The sequence below is a fragment of the Bacillus seohaeanensis genome, assembly GCF_042684945.1.
Lineage (GTDB): Bacteria > Bacillota > Bacilli > Bacillales > Bacillaceae_B > Rossellomorea > Rossellomorea seohaeanensis.
This window is the reverse complement of the sequence record NZ_JBHUMF010000028.1, coordinates 65,518-85,509: the sequence shown is the minus strand read 5'-3', so window position 1 is coordinate 85,509 and position 19,992 is coordinate 65,518. Positions and strand designations below refer to the sequence as shown.

18 protein-coding genes are annotated in these 19,992 nt (G+C 36.6%); 15 read left to right on the top strand and 3 right to left on the bottom strand.

Annotated elements, in window-relative coordinates; genetic code table 11:
• Nucleotides 1–315: 315 nt before the first annotated feature.
• The 6 genes from hemE to ACFSUL_RS11205 all read left to right on the top strand — a co-directional run bounded on the left by hemE (nt 316) and on the right by ACFSUL_RS11205 (nt 8,135).
• The gene (gene hemE / locus ACFSUL_RS11230; protein ID WP_377935423.1) at nt 316–1,347 is read left to right on the top strand and encodes a uroporphyrinogen decarboxylase; all 1,032 of its coding nucleotides are present in this window, start codon (nt 316–318) and stop codon (nt 1,345–1,347) included.
• Nucleotides 1,348–1,432: 85 nt separating this feature from the next.
• On the top strand, nt 1,433–2,368 hold the full coding sequence (gene hemH, locus ACFSUL_RS11225) for a ferrochelatase (protein ID WP_071413187.1): 936 nt from the start codon (nt 1,433–1,435) through the stop codon (nt 2,366–2,368).
• A 149-nt stretch (nt 2,369–2,517) separates the two neighbouring features.
• On the top strand, nt 2,518–3,942 hold the full coding sequence (hemY, locus tag ACFSUL_RS11220) for a protoporphyrinogen oxidase (protein ID WP_377935420.1): 1,425 nt from the start codon (nt 2,518–2,520) through the stop codon (nt 3,940–3,942).
• A gap of 111 nt (nt 3,943–4,053) precedes the next feature.
• Nucleotides 4,054–4,629 (top strand): TetR/AcrR family transcriptional regulator, encoded by a 576-nt coding sequence (locus ACFSUL_RS11215; RefSeq protein WP_377935418.1) that lies wholly within the window; start codon nt 4,054–4,056, stop codon nt 4,627–4,629.
• 109 nt (nt 4,630–4,738) lie between these two features.
• Complete coding sequence (locus ACFSUL_RS11210) at nt 4,739–6,934, top strand: YhgE/Pip family protein (RefSeq protein ID WP_377935416.1); 2,196 nt, start codon at nt 4,739–4,741, stop codon at nt 6,932–6,934.
• A gap of 439 nt (nt 6,935–7,373) precedes the next feature.
• Nucleotides 7,374–8,135: a FixH family protein gene (locus tag ACFSUL_RS11205; protein WP_377935414.1), complete on the top strand. Its 762-nt coding sequence runs from the start codon at nt 7,374–7,376 to the stop codon at nt 8,133–8,135.
• A gap of 88 nt (nt 8,136–8,223) precedes the next feature.
• On the opposite strand, the gene yhfH is transcribed toward ACFSUL_RS11205, so the two are convergent.
• Entirely contained in the window at nt 8,224–8,358 is a 135-nt protein-coding gene (yhfH, locus tag ACFSUL_RS11200) for a protein YhfH (protein ID WP_084778467.1), read from the bottom strand.
• A gap of 312 nt (nt 8,359–8,670) precedes the next feature.
• Here yhfH and ACFSUL_RS11195 point away from each other — a divergent pair, with 312 nt between their 5' ends.
• The 4 genes from ACFSUL_RS11195 to ACFSUL_RS11180 all read left to right on the top strand — a co-directional run bounded on the left by ACFSUL_RS11195 (nt 8,671) and on the right by ACFSUL_RS11180 (nt 13,130).
• Nucleotides 8,671–9,405 (top strand): MBL fold metallo-hydrolase, encoded by a 735-nt coding sequence (locus ACFSUL_RS11195; RefSeq protein ID WP_377935412.1) that lies wholly within the window; start codon nt 8,671–8,673, stop codon nt 9,403–9,405.
• 25 nt (nt 9,406–9,430) lie between these two features.
• On the top strand, nt 9,431–10,417 hold the full coding sequence (locus ACFSUL_RS11190) for a lipoate--protein ligase (protein ID WP_377935410.1): 987 nt from the start codon (nt 9,431–9,433) through the stop codon (nt 10,415–10,417).
• Between the two features lie 252 nt (nt 10,418–10,669).
• A complete protein-coding gene (locus tag ACFSUL_RS11185; protein WP_377935408.1) occupies nt 10,670–12,223 on the top strand; it encodes a fatty acid--CoA ligase family protein in 1,554 nt (517 codons plus the stop codon).
• Between the two features lie 130 nt (nt 12,224–12,353).
• Complete coding sequence (locus ACFSUL_RS11180; RefSeq protein ID WP_377935406.1) at nt 12,354–13,130, top strand: enoyl-CoA hydratase-related protein; 777 nt, start codon at nt 12,354–12,356, stop codon at nt 13,128–13,130.
• A gap of 105 nt (nt 13,131–13,235) precedes the next feature.
• On the opposite strand, the gene ACFSUL_RS11175 is transcribed toward ACFSUL_RS11180, so the two are convergent.
• Entirely contained in the window at nt 13,236–13,793 is a 558-nt protein-coding gene (locus ACFSUL_RS11175; RefSeq protein WP_377935404.1) for a helix-turn-helix domain-containing protein, read from the bottom strand.
• A 104-nt stretch (nt 13,794–13,897) separates the two neighbouring features.
• Between ACFSUL_RS11175 and ACFSUL_RS11170 the strand changes: the two genes are divergently transcribed.
• From ACFSUL_RS11170 to ACFSUL_RS11160, 3 genes are all read left to right on the top strand, one after another.
• Nucleotides 13,898–14,626, top strand: coding sequence for an AzlC family ABC transporter permease (locus tag ACFSUL_RS11170; RefSeq protein ID WP_377935402.1), 729 nt, complete (start codon nt 13,898–13,900; stop codon nt 14,624–14,626).
• Nucleotides 14,627–14,636: 10 nt separating this feature from the next.
• Nucleotides 14,637–14,927 carry an AzlD domain-containing protein gene (locus tag ACFSUL_RS11165; RefSeq protein WP_377935431.1) on the top strand — a complete coding sequence of 97 codons (291 nt, stop codon included), beginning with the start codon at nt 14,637–14,639 and terminating at the stop codon, nt 14,925–14,927.
• A gap of 274 nt (nt 14,928–15,201) precedes the next feature.
• Nucleotides 15,202–16,485: a M48 family metallopeptidase gene (locus ACFSUL_RS11160; RefSeq protein ID WP_377935400.1), complete on the top strand. Its 1,284-nt coding sequence runs from the start codon at nt 15,202–15,204 to the stop codon at nt 16,483–16,485.
• 144 nt (nt 16,486–16,629) lie between these two features.
• Here ACFSUL_RS11160 and ACFSUL_RS11155 read toward each other — a convergent pair whose 3' ends face one another.
• On the bottom strand, nt 16,630–16,869 hold the full coding sequence (locus ACFSUL_RS11155; protein WP_377935398.1) for an IDEAL domain-containing protein: 240 nt from the start codon (nt 16,867–16,869) through the stop codon (nt 16,630–16,632).
• A gap of 269 nt (nt 16,870–17,138) precedes the next feature.
• On the opposite strand from ACFSUL_RS11155, the gene ACFSUL_RS11150 reads away from it, so the two are divergent.
• Both ACFSUL_RS11150 and ACFSUL_RS11145 read left to right on the top strand, forming a co-directional pair.
• Complete coding sequence (locus ACFSUL_RS11150; RefSeq protein ID WP_377935396.1) at nt 17,139–17,732, top strand: competence protein ComK; 594 nt, start codon at nt 17,139–17,141, stop codon at nt 17,730–17,732.
• 162 nt (nt 17,733–17,894) lie between these two features.
• Entirely contained in the window at nt 17,895–19,880 is a 1,986-nt protein-coding gene (locus ACFSUL_RS11145) for a S9 family peptidase (protein WP_377935394.1), read from the top strand.
• The last annotated feature ends 112 nt before the right edge of the window (nt 19,881–19,992 follow it).

Here is a 19,992-nt window from a genome sequence, read left to right as displayed (position 1 = left end):
CGCCTTTCTGGGAAGCTCGTCTTATGCTTGTCGCCTCTGGGCAAGCCACTTCCGCTTTTCTTGTTAGACAATATTTTGTCAAGGAAAATCGGCAATTTTATGACATTTGGAATGGGTAGCTATACTTTTCTTTTTAAAAAGTCTATAGTGATAATGGTTAAAAGGTTATAATTCCGTGTTTGCACGTCGTAGGCACGTGTCTATAAAGATTAGTATTCAATCAAGTGTAAGTGGTCAATTATTTTTGATTCTATTCCATTTGTAATACAATGGGGTTACTTTAGCATGCATGGAGAAAGGTGGATAATCAAAGGAATGAAGAATTTTAATGATACATTTTTACGAGCAGCAAGAGGAGAAAAAACGGAGCATGTTCCAGTTTGGTATATGAGACAGGCGGGGCGTTCACAGCCTGAATATCGCAAAATCAAGGAAAAATATTCACTATTTGAAATTACACATCAACCGGAACTAGGAGCTTATGTAACAAGACTACCTGTTGAACAATACGATGTGGATGCAGCAATTCTTTACAAAGATATTATGTCACCTCTTCCTGCAATCGGCGTTAAAGTCGAGATAAAATCAGGAATTGGTCCTGTAATTGACAATCCAATTCAATCGATAGCAGACGTTGAAAAGCTTGGAGAAATAGATCCGGAAAATGATGTTCCTTATGTGCTTGACACAATCAAGCTTTTGACAGAGGAACAATTATCTGTACCGCTTATTGGCTTCGCGGGTGCACCATTTACGTTGGCAAGCTACATGATCGAAGGTGGTCCATCGAAAAATTATAACAAGACAAAAGCGTTTATGTATGCAGAACCAAAAGCGTGGTTCGCATTAATGGACAAGCTAGCAGATATGACTATTACATATGCAAGAGCACAAATTAAAGCAGGAGCATCAGCGTTTCAAATATTTGATTCATGGGTTGGTGCATTGAATAGGCAGGACTATCGAGTTTTTATAAAGCCAATTATGGAGAAAATTTTTATAGAATTAAAAAAGGAAAATGTTCCATTAATTATGTTTGGCGTAGGAGCGAGTCATTTAGCAATGGAATGGCATAGTCTTCCTTTAGATGTAGTAGGGTTAGATTGGAGATTGCCAATTAAAGAGGCAAGAGAAATGGGTATTACAAAACCAGTTCAAGGAAATCTTGACCCTGCAATATTGTTAGCTCCTTGGGAAGTAATAGAAGAGCGAGCGAAGGAAATTCTTGATCAAGGAATGATGGATCCTGGTTACATATTTAACCTTGGTCATGGTGTTTTCCCGCAAGTGAATCCTGACATATTAAAACGTCTTGCTGCATTCGTTCACGAATACACAGCACGTTAACATTGTATAAAGCAAAAAATTGGAGCCAACAATGGTAACGTGACAAAATATAGATAGAACGACATAAATGATGAGGTGAATAAAAATGGCAAAAAAGAAAATGGGTCTATTAGTAATGGCCTATGGAACTCCATATAAAGAAGAAGATATAGAACGGTATTATACGCATATACGTCATGGAAGAAAGCCTTCTCCAGAATTACTTGATGACTTAAAAAATAGGTATGAAGCGATTGGCGGAATTTCACCGCTTGCTCAAATAACAATGGACCAAGGGAAAAAGCTAGAAGAGCAGCTGAACTCGATGCAGGACGATATTGAATTTAAAATGTATTTAGGTTTAAAACATATTGAGCCGTTTGTAGAAGATGCGGTAGAAGCGATGCATAAAGATGGTTTAGAAGAAGCTGTATCTATCGTTTTGGCTCCTCACTTTTCAACGTTCAGTGTGAAATCGTACAATGGACGAGCAAAAGAAACTGCTGAAAAACTTGGAGGTCCTACGATTACTTCTGTAGAAAGTTGGTATGATGAGCCCAAATTTATTGACTATTGGGTGAAACAGGTAAAAGAAACATATGCATCTATGTCAGAAACGGAAAGAAATAATGCTGTACTCATCGTATCTGCCCACAGTCTTCCTGAGAAAATCTTGCAGAATGGTGATCCTTACCCATCTCAATTGGAAGAAACAGCAAAACTTATTGCTGAAGGTGCAGGAATCACAGAATATGCAGTTGGCTGGCAAAGTGAGGGGAATACACCAGATCCTTGGTTAGGTCCAGATGTACAAGATTTAACTAGAAGCTTATATGAAGAAAAACAGTACAAAGCATTTGTTTATATCCCTGTAGGTTTTGTTGCCGATCATTTAGAAGTTTTATACGATAATGATTATGAATGTAAAGTCGTAACAGATGAAATAGGTGCGGCATACTACCGTCCAGAAATGCCTAATAGTAAACCCGAATTTATTGATGCATTGGCAACAGTAGTTCTTAAAAATCTAAATGAGCAATAATTTCTTTTCTTACCTACAAACGTAAGGAAGAACTTCTATATAAATACATGAAGGACTGACTGTAATGGAAATACCTCCAAGGTCAGTCCTCTCGTTATTTTTGTTCACCTTAATAAAATTCGGAATTTTTAATAAAGAAGGTGATGACCGTGTTGGAAAGAAAGCAAAGAGTAGTAATCATTGGCGGTGGTATAACAGGGTTAGCAGCAGCGTACTATTTACAAAAACAGGTGAAAGAAAATAAGCAGTCTATAGAAATTCAGCTTATTGAAGCAAGCCATCGACTTGGTGGGAAGATACAAACAGTGAAAAAAGATGGTTATGTGATTGAAAGAGGACCAGATTCATTCTTGACCAGAAAAATAAGTGCTACAAAATTAGTGGAAGAAGTCGGGTTAAAAGAAGAATTAATCAGTAATCCAATAGGGAAATCTTATGTGGTTATAAATGGAGAGATGCATCCAATGCCAGGTGGGGCAGTTATGGGAATTCCTACTCAAGTTGGTCCATTTATCTCAACGGGTCTATTCTCACTTACTGGGAAAATGAGGGCAGCAGCAGATTTTGTCATACCGCGATCAGGGTTGGATGGTGATCAGTCTCTAGGTGGCTTTTTTAGAAGACGACTTGGCGATGAAGTAGTGGAAAATCTTATCGAACCGTTACTATCAGGAATGTATGCTGGTAATATTGACCGTTTAAGTTTAATGTCAACTTTTCCGCAATTTTACGAAGCAGAGAAAAACCACCGTAGCTTAATTCTTGGGATGAAAAAAACTTCCGACCAAGACAGGAAAATCCAAACTGGAACAGGAGAGAAAAAGGGTGCTTTTCTTACACTAAAGTCAGGATTACAGTCTCTTGTAAATACTATTGAAAACTTATTAGATGAGGTAACAGTACGTAAGGGAATAAAGGTAACAGAAATTGAGCAAACAAGTGATTCTTATTTGTTAAAGTGCAATAATGAAGAAGTTATCGAGGCAGACAATGTTATCGTTACGACACCGCACTCTGTCCTTTCTAGCATGTTTTCAAAATATGCGTTTTTTAATCATCTTCAGGAAATGCCATCTACCTCAGTGGCGACGGTTGCAATGGGTTTTCCTGCAGATGCTATTAAAAAGGATATGGAAGGAACGGGGTTTGTTGTTTCTCGCAACAGTGATTTTAGTATTAATGCATGTACATGGACACATCAAAAATGGCCGCATACTACTCCAGAAGGTAATGTCTTGTTAAGGTGCTACGTAGGAAGAGCGGGGGATGAAATGATTGTAGACTTGTCAGATGCACAAATTGAGGAGATAGTATTGGAAGATTTAAATAAAATTATGGGTATTTCTACTAACCCTAACTTTACCATTGTAACTAGATGGAAAGAAGCAATGCCTCAATATACTGTCGGTCATAAAGAACGATTAGAAAAGCTGAACCGCGAATTAGCGGAAAAACTTCCTGGTGTTTTTGTGGCTGGAAGCTCTTTTGAAGGATTAGGAATCCCTGATTGCATTGAACAAGCAGAAAAGGCGGTAGAGAGGGTTCTGAACAAGGTGTCATCGTCTATGGAGTAAAAAACATAGAGATAACATCTTGCTTTTTTTTGTGTGTTGCAGTAGAATTAGTTTTGTTCAATAAATGACTGGATTTCATAAATAGTCATGTAGTCAGAGGTGAAGTGAAACTTGTCAGTAGACCGAAAAAGATTAATTATTGAAGCAGCATCAAAGTCTTTCTCTCTTTTTGGCTATAAAGCAACGACAATGGATCAAGTTGCAAAGCTTGCAAATGTAGGGAAGGGAACAATTTATACCTTTTTTAAAAATAAGGAAGAATTATTCGATGAAATTATTTCATCACTAATTAATGAAATGAAAGTAGCAGCAGAGGAAACGATTAATCCAAAAGTCTCTTTTTTTGAAAATGTCCATCGGGCGTTATTTCGTATTCTTGAGTTTCGCAAAGAACATCAACTTACGATCAAACTTTACCAAGAGGCAAAAGAAATGGGGACACCAGCTGTAATAGAAGTAATCCAAAAAGTCGAGAAGGTAGTAATAGATTTCTTGAGTTTAAAAATTAATGATGCAATTAAAGAAGGGAAAATTAAAAAATGTAACCCTGAATTAACTGCTTTTATTATGTTAAGGTTGTATGTTTCCTTAATATTTGACTGGGAGAAAGTTCATGGACCATTGGATAAAGATGAAATTGCCGACTTATTCGAACTTTATATTTTTAAAGGATTATCAAAAGGGTAATCCTTTATTTTATGTCTGTAATGACTATGTGGACATAATGGTCATTTTATTTTTGTTTTCACTGACTAAATGGGTAAATTAGTCAGTGACTATTGATGGAGGGAATGGAATGAAATCTATTTTGGCGGAATTCAAAGCGATCTTTAGGAATCGTAAATTACTTATTCCTATCGTTGCAGTCTTATTTATACCAATAATGTATAGTGGAATGTTTTTATGGGCCTTCTGGGATCCCTATGGCCAATTAAGTGATCTGCCTGTAGCGGTTGTCAATAATGATAATGGTGCAGAGTTTAATGGTGAAAGTCTTGAAGTAGGCTCTGATCTAATAGAAAATCTCAAAGATAGTGATCAGTTTGATTTTCACTTTGTTGAAAGGGGAGAAGCATATAAGAATCTTGAAAGACAAGAATATTATTTGCTTGTAGAAATTCCTGAAAACTTTTCTGAAAATGCAGCGACATTGTTGGAGGATCAACCTAAAAAACTGGAGTTAAAATATGTTCCTAATGAGGGTTTTAACTTTTTATCCTCACAAATTGGCGAAAATGCAATAAAGGAAATAAAGGCTAGTTTATCAAAATCGGTTACGGAAACATATGCGGAAACAATGTTTGATAAAATTCAGGAAATGGGTGATGGATTTAAAACTGCAAGTGATAATGCAGGAGAATTAAATAATGGAGCAATGGATCTCTCAAAAGGTGCAAAAGAACTAAAGGAAAATTTACTTGTTTTAGCAGAGAAAAATGTTGAATTTAATAATGGTTTGGCGGATGCAAGAAACGGTGCCGCTGATCTTGCTTCAGGTTCATCAAAAGTTTCTGCAGGGCTTACACAGCTAATTGAAAAGTATCAACTTCTAGATGAAGGTGCTGTAAAGTCCAAAAATGGAATCAGTGAGTTAGCAGCAGGAATTGATGAATCCGCTGCAGGTATTCAAGAGATAGAGAAAGGGGCGGACAATGCTGTTTCAAAAACAGCAACCATTCATTCGGGAGTAGAAACTATTAATGCGAAGTTAGCAGAATTAAATACAGGTGCACAATCTGCACATACTGGTGCTCAAGAATTGAACGCAGGACTTTCTGCATTACAATCACAATTACAACCATTGTTGGAAAGTCTTCCAGAAGAACAAAAGACTGCGTTACAAGGTGCACTAATCAAGCTTAATAAAGGCTCTCAAGAATTGGCAACAGGAACAGAAAGCCTAAGTGCTGGTGCTAGCCAGTTAGAAGAAAAAACAGGACAATTGGCAGATGGTATTGGGGCATTAAATCAAGGTCAGATAAAAATCCACAATGGGGTTATCGCCTTGCAAAAAGGGATGCAGAAACTTGATGAGGGTTCCGATCAACTTATCACTGGTCAAAATGAATTAGTGAAAAATTTCGGACTGTTGAATGAAAAATTAGCAGAAGCTGGTCAAGGTTCAGTTGAGGTAGCCACCGGAGCAAGTAAACTTAATACAGGATTAAACGAATTGTACGGTGGGTCTACTAAATTAGCAAATGGATCGGAAAAGGCAGCAGACGGTTCATCAGAATTAGTGGATGGTACGAACAAATTATCTGATGGAACAACAGAATTTAATAATCAACTGCAAGATGCATCACAAGAGGCAAACAGTGTAGATGCAAATGATGATACCTATGATATGCTTGCCTCTCCTGTTGGAGTAGATAAAAAGGAAATCAATAATGTTCCAAACTATGGTACAGGGTTTACCCCATATTTCTTATCACTCAGTCTCTTTGTTGGAGCTTTAGTAGTAACGATGGTGTATTCATTAAAAGAGCCCGCGGATAAACCATCAAGTGGAATACAGTGGTTCCTTGGAAAATATGCTGTTTTAGCTTCAGTAGGGATTATACAGGCTGTACTGGCTTGCTCCATTTTATTAATTGGTCTTGATTTGCAAGTAGAAAATATCCCATTATTTTATCTTTTTGCGATTGTGACAAGTTTGACGTACTTTGCAATAATTCAAACACTCGTTACGATATTAGCAGACCCTGGTCGTTTCATTGCCATCATCATCTTAATTTTACAGCTAACGACAAGTGGAGGAACCTTCCCACTTGAATTAATACCAAGTGCCCTACAGCCTATACATGCATTATTGCCTATGAGTTACGCTGTAGCAGGTTTTAAAGCTGTAATTTCCACTGGTGATTTCGCATTTATGTGGCAAAACCTTAGAGTATTGGCTAGCTTTTTAGTAGTATTTCTTATCATTACAGTTCTTTTCCTTACTGTTTTATTTAAAAAGAAATATGGCAAACTTGCAGAAGAAATGTAATAACAGGAAAAAGAACCGTTCTTTATATAGAGCGGTTCTTTTTCTAGTATTGTAGAAAATAAGTATTGCCATTTTTCCTCTACTATAAGAGTTTGAAAATACAGTTATTGGTTAAGAATGGTAGTTGTTTAGACTGTTCCAAGAATAATTCCTCTTTTTTAAAGGCTATTTTCTAAAGGGATGTTTTTTTAAACGAAAAACTAAGTTTAACCTACTAAGTTGATTCTCGCTGTGGGCACTTGACTCTCTTCCCGCGGAAATCAACGGGCTGAATTTATAAGTAAAAACAACAATCTATGAGAAAAGAGCCTTACGAAAACAGCTTTTTTAAAAAAACAAAAGGTTTGTCATACTCTAGTCAAAAATAGATGATTTATAGCAAGCATTTTATAGTACAGTAGGTATCGTAAACTAGTTAATACTCAAGGAGGAAGTGTGCATGTTTCGTAAAATTACAGTTATTATCGTTTTATCAGCACTAATGCTAATTATAGGCGGATGTGGATCTAATGATAAAGAAGAAAACAGTGGTAGTTCAAATGAAAAGGTAGTTCCTATTGAAGCTGACCTACAAGTCCCAGAAACAGCTAAATCAAATGAAACGGTAACATTTTCTACTCACGTAACACAAGGAGAAGAAAATGTTGAGGATGCAAGCGAAGTAAAATATGAAGTGTGGAAAAATGGGGATAAAGATAATAGTGAAATGCTAGAAAGTAAACATACGAAAAATGGAAATTATACTGCAGAGAAAGATTTCAAGGAAAACGGAATATATACTATTCAAGTCCATGTAACAGCTCGTGATATGCACACAATGCCTAAAACGGAAATCAATGTTGGCAATGTTGAAGCAGAAACCCATAACCATGAGGAGGAAAATCATGAACATGGAGAAGAACACCAGCCTGTTACAATTAGTTTAGAAAAACCTGATGAATTGAAAGTGAACGAAGATGCACAATTTAAAGTGCAGGTGGAAAATGAAGAACAACCGCTAGAAGAAGCAGAAGTAAGATTCGAAATTATCCAGGACGGGGTCGAAAAACATGAGTGGATCGATTTAAGTTCTACAGAAAATGCTGGAGAATATAGTGTTCAACACTCATTTAAAAAAGAAGGTATGTATCATATTAATATTCATGTAACAAAAGGGGAAGACATTCATAGTCACATAATGGAAATGGTGGAAGTAAAATAGGAAAAAATAAAACACCATCAAGAAGCTTAACTGTTGGAACTAAAAAAAAGCAGAGGACGCGTTATTGTGCGTCCTCTGCTTTTTTTTACTAAAATTCATGATCTGTTGTGCATTTTTCGCAATAAATTCCGTAACATTCATGTTGTTCTTCGATTTCAGCTCCACATTGAGCACAAGATTTAGGCGGTAAATTTTTAAAGAATTCTACAACATTGGTTAACAAGTCGATCACCCTCCGTAAATTTTTTCCCCTTTGGACAAGTTGTGTTATATAACTTTGTTTAATTTATTATATTGTATTATAACAGTTTTATTCTCGTCAATGTTTTTTTGTAATTAATATCAAAAAGCTGAAAAAATAGGCACAATGGAGTATAGTTAATGTTATAAGTGATAACCCTTTTCAATGAAGGGAAGAAGTTGTGTACTTTATACAACAACACGATGTGGTGCCGCTGTGTTAGGACATTAGTTAATGAGCGAGGGCATGCGCCAACAAAGACCTTCTGATTGATATACAGAGGAGGAAGATAACATGAAGCTGACTGTCATAGGACAATGGGGTGGGTACCCCAAGGCTAATGAAGCGAGTTCCGGTTATTTGTTAGAACATGATGGTTTTACGTTACTAATTGATTGTGGTAGTGGAGTATTGTCTTTACTGCAAAACTATATTTCTGCAACTGATATTGATGCTGTTGTATTATCGCATTACCATCCGGATCATATTGCGGATATTGGTGTACTACAACACGCTTTGTTAATCCAATCTTATTTGGGGAAACAAGGAAATATGTTACCGGTATATGCTCATAACGAAGATAAAGATGCCTTTTCGAAGCTTTCTTATAAAAATGTAATGGAAGGGAAAGTGTATGATCCATCCTCTACTTTGAAAGTGGGCCCTTACATGATTTCATTTCTTCGTACAAAGCATCCAGTACCTTGTTACAGCATGAGAATTGAAGTGGCAGGGAAGGTTATTGTGTATACAGCAGATTCCGCGTTTCAACAATCTTTCATTCCGTTTTCCAAGGGAGCAGACCTGTTATTAGCAGAATCTAATTTCTATGGAGATATGGATGGAAGCGGTGCAGGACATATGACAAGTTTAGAAGCAGCCAGAATAGCAAAAGAAGCTAAAGTGAAAAAATTAGTATTAACGCACCTGCCTCAATTCGGGGATATGGATCAATTAAAAACGGAGGCAGAATCGATTTTTACAGGGCAAACATTGCTAGCCCATAAAGGGCTAACAGTCGAGATTTAACTTAAAGTGTAGGAGGAACAAAAACATGTTGTTTATTGATAATAAAGGAATTACCGATCCAAGAATTAATTTAGCAATCGAAGAATATGCATTGAAAAATCTAGATATTAATGAAACGTATTTACTTTTTTACATAAATGAGCCTTCGATTATCATTGGGAAAAATCAAAATACCATTGAGGAAATTAATACAGAATATGTTGATGCCAATGGAATTCATGTTGTACGTCGTCTTTCAGGAGGAGGAGCCGTTTACCACGACTTAGGGAATTTAAATTTTAGCTTTATTACAAAAGATGATGGGGAAAGCTTCCATAATTTTAAAAAGTTCACAGAACCTGTTGTTCAGGCTCTTCATCGATTGGGTGTAGATGCTGAAATGAGCGGAAGGAACGACTTAGTTGTTGGGGAAAGAAAGATTTCTGGAAACGCACAATTTTCTACTAGAGGTCGTATGTTTAGTCATGGGACATTAATGTTAGATTCTGAAATAGAAAACGTTGTTTCTGCACTTAAAGTGAAAAAAGACAAAATTAAGTCAAAAGGAATTAAATCGATTCGAAGCAGAGTTGCTAATATTTCCGAGTTTTTATCAGAAAAAATAACAATAGAAGAATTCCGCTCTATGTTGCTTGAATATATTTTTAATGAAGAAGATGTTCAAGAATATGTGCTTACAGAAGACGACTGGGCGAAAATTCATCAGTTATCAGAAGAGCGTTATCAAAATTGGGAATGGAACTATGGAAAATCACCGAAATTCAATCTTCAGCATTCAAATCGTTTTCCAGTCGGACAAATTGATGTACGCCTCGATGTAAATAAAGGTATTATTGAGAATTGTAAAATTTACGGAGACTTCTTCGGTGTAGGAGATGTAAGTGAGATTGAAAATAAACTTACTAATCTTCGATACGAACGTGCAGAAATAGAAAAGGCATTAGAAGGGGTTGATATCCCTTATTATTTCGGAAAGGTTACGAAAGAAGAATTTGTTAATCTAGTCTATTAATCGCATTATTACACATAGAAGCTGATACTTTTTGAATTATCAAAAGGTGTCAGCTTTTTTGTTGTTTGGCTTAAAGATTAACAAGGAGACACTGGGATTTTACAGAAGTTGATGGTATGAATAAAGTTTATTTTAAAAGGATAGAAGGTTATTCCCTTGTATTTAAATTTTTCTTTATATAAAATATATTTTGAAAGTTTTTATTTTTATGTGAATGAGTATTCATTCATAACAAAAAGAGGAGGGGTTAAGATGAATTTATCAGTACGGTTAGATGAAACAGCAAAAATTAATGCTTCTAAACCAGCGTATTACTTTATGGGCCAGTCTAGTACATACGGTGAATTGAATGCAGAAGTCACGAAGTTTGCTAGTGGTTTGGAGCAGTTAGGCTTGAAAAAAGGGGATCATATAGCATTAGTTTTAGGCAATTCACCGCATTTTGTCATTGGATTGTATGGTGCTATACGCTTAGGTTTAACGGTTATTCCGATTAATCCAATCTACACACCGGATGAAATTAGTTATGTTATTAAAAATGGCGATGTAAAAGCGATTGTAACATTAGATTTACTTGTGCCGTTAATTGAAAAGATGCATCACGCACTTCCAGAAGTAGAGAATTATATTGTTTGTGAATCAGGGGATGAGCGAGCAAAAGGTGTGGATTTATCTCAGCTTTCAGCAGCAGGAAAAATGAAATCATTTACAAGTGTGGTGGAAAGTGGTTATTTAGATTTCAAAGCTCCCGACTTAAAGGAAGAAGATGTTGCACTTATTCTGTATACATCAGGGACTACTGGTAAGCCAAAAGGTGCTATGCTAACACATAAAAATTTATACTCCAACGCAATTGATGTAGCAGGTTATTTGAAAATAAATGAAGAGGATCGAGTCATTACGACGCTTCCAATGTTCCATGTCTTTTGTTTAACTGTCGTATTGAATGCACCGCTGATGAAAGGTGCTACATTATTAATTGTCCCGAAATTTAGTCCGAAGGAAATTTTTGATATAGCGGAAAAGTATGAACCTACTGTTTTTGCTGGTGTGCCTACAATGTTTAATTTCCTTTATCAATATTCAGAAGGAAAGCCTGAAAGTTTTGCTTCTTTACGTCTATGCATATCAGGAGGAGCATCGCTGCCGGTTGCACTTTTGAATAACTTTGAACAAAAGTTTAATGTCGTAATTTCGGAAGGATATGGATTATCTGAAGCGTCCCCTGTTACGTGCTTCAATCCACTTGATCGCCCACGCAAGCCCGGATCTATCGGAATGAGCATTATGAACGTTGAAAATAAGGTGGTCAACGGGTTAGGAGAAGAAGTTCCTCCAGGACAAGTCGGAGAGCTTATTGTAAAAGGTCCGAATGTCATGAAAGGTTATTATAAAATGGAAGATGAAACAGCAGCAACAATTAAAAATGGATGGTTATATACAGGAGATCTTGCTAGGACAGATGAGGATGGCTATTTTTATATTGTAGACCGTAAAAAGGATATGATTAATGTTGGTGGTTTCAATGTGTATCCTCGAGAAGTAGAAGAGGTATTGTACAATCATCCAAGTATTGTGGAGGCAGCAGTAATTGGTATACCGGACCCTGAACGGGGAGAAGCGGTTTCCTGTTATGTTGTAAGAAAAGATGAAAACATTACAGAACAAGAGCTTTTTGCTTATTGTCAGGAGCACTTAGCAAAATATAAACTCCCGGCATCAATTGAATTTTTAAAAGAACTTCCTAAAAATACAACAGGGAAGATTTTAAGAAGATCATTGAAGGATCAAGTTTTACAAGGATAATAGAAAAGGAGACTATCCGATAAGTGTTTGCAACTATTCGGAAAGTCTCTTTTCCTTTCTGTTTATTGAAAGGGTTTTCAACTAGAGGTGTCGAATTATTTCTATTAAACAAACTAGGAGGGAGTAGGTTATGGATAGTATTTTATTAGAGATAAAAGAGCATTTAGCAATCGTTACAATTAATCGAAAAGAGGCAATGAATGCCTTTAATTACGATACACTAGCTAGCCTTGAAAGTGTCGTTGAATCACTTCGAATCAACTCTGATATACGGGTGGTTATTTTTACAGGAGCTGGAGAAAAAGCTTTCAGTGTTGGAGCAGACTTAAAAGAAAGAAAAACATTAACGGAAGAGCAAGTGAGAAGAAATGTTTATAAAATTGGCGAAGTTTTTCAAGCTGCCTCCACGTTGCCACAGCCGACAATTGCAGCCATGAATGGCTATGCATTTGGAGGAGGAATGGAGCTTGCCCTTGCTTGTGATTTTCGAATTGCTGTTAACGGCACTTCCATGGGATTAACCGAAACAAGCTTGGCAATTATTCCGGGAGCAGGAGGAACACAACGTTTGCCAAGGTTAATTGGTGAATCAAAGGCGTTGGAGCTAATTTTAACTGCGAAAAGGCTGTCAGCAGAAGAAGCGGTGGAAATTGGTCTAGTAACCAAATCGGTTACGAAAGAACGTTTTTGGGAAGAAGTTAACTCGTTTGCAGAGAAAATTCTTGCAAATGGGCCTATCGCTCTCCAACAAGCAAAGTTTGCCGTGAAAAATGGGATGAATACAGATTTGCAGACAGGACTGCAAATAGAAAGAAAAGCGTATGAGCTTACTATACCAACGGAAGATCGGGTAGAAGCACTGCTAGCCTTCGGCGAGAAGCGGAAACCCGAGTTCAAAGGGAAATAGGGGAAAGGCAGCTCCGAAAGTGCTAGGCACTTTCGGAGCTGCCCTTATTTTATCCCGCATTAACGGGAAGTAAGCCCCACTGATTGAAGTTTCACTTTATCTAACCTAACTTCCACCATAATAAATCATCATTTGGCATATAGCCTTTTTATTTTTCTGGTTCAAATACTGATGACCGTGATGTGCGGCAAATCGGATGGAGCTTCCTTCCTTTAATTGATAATACTCATTATCAATCTTTATTGTTAATTCACCAGCTAAAACGGTAATATATTCTTCGACTCCTTTTGGGTGCCCTTCATTCGTATAAGAGCATTCAGGCTTCAATTCTACACGGAAGCTTTCCCACTTTTTCATCGGATCAAAAGGGAAAATTGGGTAAACGATATATCTTCCGTCATCCTCTAATATAGGAATGGTCTCTTCATAGTGGATAACAGAAACATTTGCGTTTAATTTTTCTAACAAAGAAGAAAAAGAGACTTTTAACCCGTTGGCTATTTTCCATAAAATTGCTACTGTCGGGTTTGACTCTCCTCTTTCAATTTGTCCAATCATTGCCTTGCTGACAGAAGTCAACTCAGACACTTGTTCAAGACTCAATCCCCGCTCTTTGCGAATTCTTCGTATATTTTCTCCTACTTGTATCGACAGATTTTCCATAGTTTACTAAACCTCGCTTGTATACTATAACGTCTATATGTATAATATAATAAATTATTGAAATATTAAACTTATTTTCTAGTATAAAGGAAGGTGGAAAGAAAATGGAGGCATTAGTTGAGACAAAAAGTGCCGGCCCGTTCCGACAAGGTCTTCAAGGAGGAGTCAGCATTGCCCTTGGATACTTTCCTGTAGCTATAACGTTTGGATTATTAGCGAGAACTACGGGACTAACATTTATGGAAACGGTATTAATGAGTTTACTAGTGTATGCTGGTGCAGCTCAATATATATCACTAAGCTTGCTTGCGATGGGGACTGGAGTGTTTGAAATTGTACTAACGACCTTTATTGTAAATATTCGTCACTTTTTAATGTCAGCTTCTCTTAGTGAAAAACTAGAGGAAGATCGCCTGTTTAAAAAAGCTATATACTCTTTTGGAGTTACAGATGAAACATTTACCGTTATATCGGTGAAAGAAGGAAAGGTAAAAACAGCCTATGCCTTCGGCGTTATGGTTATTTCTTATGCAAGCTGGTCTGTGAGTACAGGGCTTGGTTTTTTTATTGGAGAAATACTTCCAGCGTTTTTGCAAGCAAGTATGGCCGTTGCTTTATATGCAATGTTTGTCGGGCTTCTTGTTCCTTCAATGAAAAAAAGTGTAAAAGTTGTTTTTCTTGCCGCTACTGCTGCTGCACTTAATAGCGTTTTTCTTTTTACCACGGATTTATCTGAAGGGTGGGCTATTATGATTTCAACTTTCGTTTCTGCGGTGATTGTGGAATGGGTCGCTAGTATAAAAAAGAAAGGAGAAAAGAATAGTGAGGGGTGACATTCTTATTATGATTATCGGGATGGCTGTCGTAACATATATTCCCCGAATGGTTCCATTTCTTTTATTTAAAGGGAAGGAATTGCCACCGTTTTTACAAGGGGTTTTAAAAAATGTTCCCTATGCTGTCTTAGGTGCACTTATTTTCCCGAAAATTCTTTTAATCCAAGAAGGGGATATCTGGTTTGGTATAACGGGTGCGCTAGCTGCATTTTTATTTGCCTTTTTAGGAGCTAATGTTATTGTTGTTGTCCTAGGTGCAATAGCTGTTTTATCCATTTACTCGATTATCTTTACATAAAGTGAAACTTCCATTAGTGGGGAGTTACTGCCCGTTAACGCGGAATAGGCTACAGGAGAGATTTTCTCTTTGTGGCTTTTTTGGTGTGAAGAATAAAGTATTCGTATGCAGACTCTAATGGAACAGTCTATGTGTGGCTATTTAGGGGTAGAATGATGCCAGCATTTTTGTTTTTGAAAAGTTTCATATGTATCATAACTTTATATAGAAAAGTTCTAAATGTATGGACGGGTTATTACATATAGTAAAGAAAGAAGAGAAGGGAGGAAGGAACATGCTTCAAAAATGGGCATTCAGGTCAGTATTCGCCTATTTACTGTTAGGCGTCATTCTATATGTGTATTTGTTTTATCTTGCCGATTCAACACTACCTCAAATGTATAAAGGGGGCAGTGCTGATCCAGAAACGTTTATGAGTAGCAGGGAGATAATGCTTAGTGAGGAATTCTCGACAATAAAAAACCTCCTATTTTTCCTATCTACACCGTATGAATGGTTATTTTACTTCCTTATATTGATATTTGGTGTATCGAGGGCCTTTGAAAGATGGGCGAAAGGAACAACGAAAGTCGGTTTTTTACAAACAGCCATTTATTTATTTTGGCTTTCGCTTGTATCGTATATCGCGATCTTTCCTTTTCAATTCATTTCGTATAAAGTTTCAACAACTTATAACATATCTACTCAGACGTTTTCGATGTGGATGAAAGATGAATTAACCGATTTTTGGGTAAATTTCTTACTGACCTTTATTATTGTGTCCGTGCTCTATGCGTTAATTAAGCGGTTTAAAAAGCGATGGTGGTTGGCAGCTTGGGCATTATCTGTTCCGTTTAGTATTTTTATGATGTTTGTTCAACCCGTTTTGATTGATCCATTGTATAATGACTTTTATCCTTTGCAAGATAAGAAACTAGAAGCACAAATCCTTGATATAGCTAGCAGGGCAAATATTCCGGCAGAACATGTTTTTGAGGTGGACATGTCGGAAAAAACAAATGCATTAAATGCCTATGTTACAGGAATAGGGTCTAACTCTCGGATCGTTCTTTGGGATACGACATTAGAACAATTAGAAGATGAAGAGATTCTTTTTGTTATGGCACATGAAATGGCTCATTACGTTGAAAAGCACATCTATATAGGGATTGCCATTTATATAGTACTATCGTTTATTGGCTTATATATAGCAGCAAGGTTGATGAACTGGATTGTCCGTAAATATTCAGATGAAATGAAAATATCGGATGTTTCCAATTTAAGTTCACTTCCACTGTTCTTAATGATTACATCGATGCTTATGTTTGCTGTTAGTCCATTCTCTAATTGGATCTCACGCTATGAAGAAACACGTGCAGACCGTTACGCAATTGAAATGACACAAGATAAAGAAGCGGCGATTTCTTCTTTTCAAAAGCTATCTAAAGTAGGTTTGAGCCAAGTGAACCCACCACTTTTAGTTAAGATTTTCCGATATGGACATCCAACAATGCTTGAGCGTTTAAATATGCTAGAAGAATATGAAATAGAGGAGAAAAAGGAAGAAAAAACTCCATAGAAGTTATAAAGTTTGGCTGCTTTAGATTTTTAAAGCAGCCTTTCATATTTTTATCCCACATTAATGGGCAGTGAACCACCCCCACTGATTGAAGTTTTATTTTATTCGGGACAAAAAGAAAACTCCCATAAAAGGGAGTTCACTTTATAGTCCGTAGCCAACCTGAAGTTCCTTTAATTCATCTGTCAGTTCCATGAATTTATCTTTGTCTTGTTCATCAAGCGAAGTATTAATTTGCTCAAGAATTTCATTTCTCTTAGTAGTCAGTAAACTTTCATGGATTACCATATCTACATAAATCTCTAAAACACTTTTTCCCTTGGACGTCTGTCGGGTCATCGCACAAGCCTTTGTTAACTCAGTATAGGATTTTTTCTTTTCCACTACGATCACCTCTTGAGTCTTTTTATTATTATATGGAAAAAACACGAAATATTCAACAAAAATAATTAAATATTCTGATAATATTTCTAAACCTGTGTTAATAATCAATAAAACCAGAAATATTCTTAATGAATTTTAAAATGTTTCTATATAAGTAAATAGTTTTATAACATTAATATGATGAATATTTGAAATTATTTGAAAAAAATAGGGTCTTATGGTACAATTTGTTACAGTGTTTGTTGAATTTTGTCAAAGGAGGGAATAAAATGAGTAAATTAAGAATTATTGAGGAGTATGAAATTAATCCACATACTATGATGATACAACCTTGGAAATATGGGAAAAAAATCTATAGCAAGATCTATGAGAAGGAGGAAACATTCCTCTCACCGTTTAAACCGATTGATATTATTAAAAACAGTTGCGAGTACTTTGGGGCTTCTTATGATGGCAGAAAAAGTGGGACTCATAAATTAATTGGCATTAACTATAAACCCCCAATTATGATAGACTCACATATGTCGATTTATGTATTTCCTACTACCTCCCCAACAAAGCAGAACTGCATCTGGATAGCCCCTAGTCATATTCTTACTTATAATAAAACGGAGCAAGGCCATACAAAGGTGGTTTTCAAAAACTTTGTATCTTGTATCGTGCCAATTTCTTTCCGATCTTTCGAAAATCAACTGCAGCGAACAGCAAGATTACAATTTGCCTTTGTTGATAGGATAGGAGAGATGAAGAGTAAATATTTTTTAGATCATACATCTAAAACAAGAAAACCGAAAAGGAAAAACACTTTTTATCTTGTGAAAAATCAAAAGAAGAAAGGGGAATGTGAATCTGAGTCTGAGTAAATGTAGTATTCATAATGTACTCCTTCCTCTTAGGAGGGGGATTTATCGATAAGATAGCTGTTAAAAGTGGTGAAAATTAGAAGTGTGGGGTTTTTCTCACACTTTTTTACATGATTTCTTATTGAATAAATTATTTCATTTAGACAGAAAGGAAGTTAAAAGATGACATCACTATCAAGAGTAATTATAGAGGAAGACCTTTATAGAATGAAGTCTGTTGCTGCTCCCGAACTTGCTCCAAATGGAGAAGAAGCTGTTTACATAGAAACACATTTGAGTAAAGATAAGAATGATTACATATCAAATTTGTATCACATTAATTTACAAACGAGATCACGTGTTCAATGGACATTTGGGGAAGATAAAGTATTTTTACCTAAGTGGTCACCTGATGGAAGCAAGCTCGTTTTTGTATCCAACCGCTCCGGGAAAAACCAGCTTTTTCTTTTGAATAGAGATGGTGGGGAGGCGAGACAAATCACGTTTTGTGAAAGTGGAGCAAGCAATCCAGTTTGGTCACCATGTGGGAGGAAAATTGCTTACACTACGTTTTTAGAAATGGGGAAAGAATTGAGTGTCTCGAAAAAAACGAATGAATTGGAAGAGGTAAAACCATTTGTTACATCTCAACTTAAGTATAAATCGGATGACCGAGGTTTTCACGATAATAAGCATTCGCAAATAGCATTACTCGAATTGGAGACTGAAACTAATATAAGAATAACAGATGATGAAAATGATTATGGGTTATGTGGATGGTCGCCTGATGGGAATTTTATTACTGTTTCAGGAGATGATGCTGAGGAAAAGGATTTCTCTTTTCAATCAGATATATTCTTGTTAGACCCTGAAACAAAGATGCTACAAAAAATTACTGACGGAAAAGGATATTATGGACAAGCTTCATGGTCGCCGAATGGGAAGTATGTGGCATACATCGGTCATAAGCGAGAGTTTGAAAATGCAACACATTCGAAATTATGGGTGTATGATTGCTCTCTTAAAGAGCATCGTTGTTTAACAGAAGTGATGGACTTTCCTGTTGGTGACTACATGAACTCTGATAGTTTACAAGGGGTAACAAATCCTGGAATTGTTTGGTCAAATGATAATGAAAGCTTTTATTTTATCGCTTCAGACCATGGGAACACGATTTTGTATTATGGAAATATAGAGGGAGCTATGTACCCTGCATTATTAGGGGAAGAACAGCATATTTACGAGTTTGCTTTTGATGCACAAAGACAAAGCATGCTCATTGCACTTAGCAGGCCGACAGAACCTGGAGACCTATTCTCTCTACATGTTCCATCGGGTGAAGTAAAAAGGATTACGGATATGAATAAAGAATGGTTGGCGGAAAAAGAACTATCATCACCAGAGTCACTATGGATGAAAAGTAAAGATGGCTTGGATATTCAGGGATGGCTGATGAAACCAGTAGGATTTGAGAAAGGGAAGAAGTATCCACTCATACTTGAAATCCATGGTGGACCGCATACGATGTATGGGAATACATTTTTTCATGAATTTCAGCTACTTGCAGCCAAAGGTTACGCTGTTTTGTACGTGAATCCAAGGGGAAGCTACGGTTACGGACAGCATTTCGTAGATGCAGTTAGAGGTGATTATGGTGGAAACGACTATGAAGATTTGATGGCTGCTGTTGATTTTGTTGTTGATGAGTTTGAATTCATTGATTCGAAAAGAATAGGTGTAACTGGTGGGAGCTACGGGGGATTTATGGTCAACTGGATGGTTGGACACACCGACCGCTTTAAGGCTGCGGTAACTCAACGTTCGATCAGCAACTGGATTAGTTTCTATGGTGTAAGTGATATTGGTTATTATTTTTCCGAATGGCAAATTCAAAGCGATTTACATGATGTAGAAAAGTTGTGGAAGCATTCTCCGCTTGCCTACATTAAGCATATAGAAACACCGTTGTTAATTTTGCATAGCGAAGAAGATTATCGCTGTCCAATTGAACAGGCGGAACAACTGTATGTAGGATTGAAACGAGAGAACAAGGTAACGAAATTTATTCGTTTCCCTGAATCTAATCATAATTTGTCTCGAACAGGAAAGCCATCGCTACGGGTAGAAAGGTTGAAGGCGATTATAGAATGGTTTGAGGAGTATCTTTAATAAGGGTTGCGAAAGAAAGTTTTCTAGTTCTCTAATGGGAGACCTAGGAAACTTTTTTACTACTGTAAGGAAGTTTATTTAAACGCCACGGTGTGAATAATATGGAAATAGT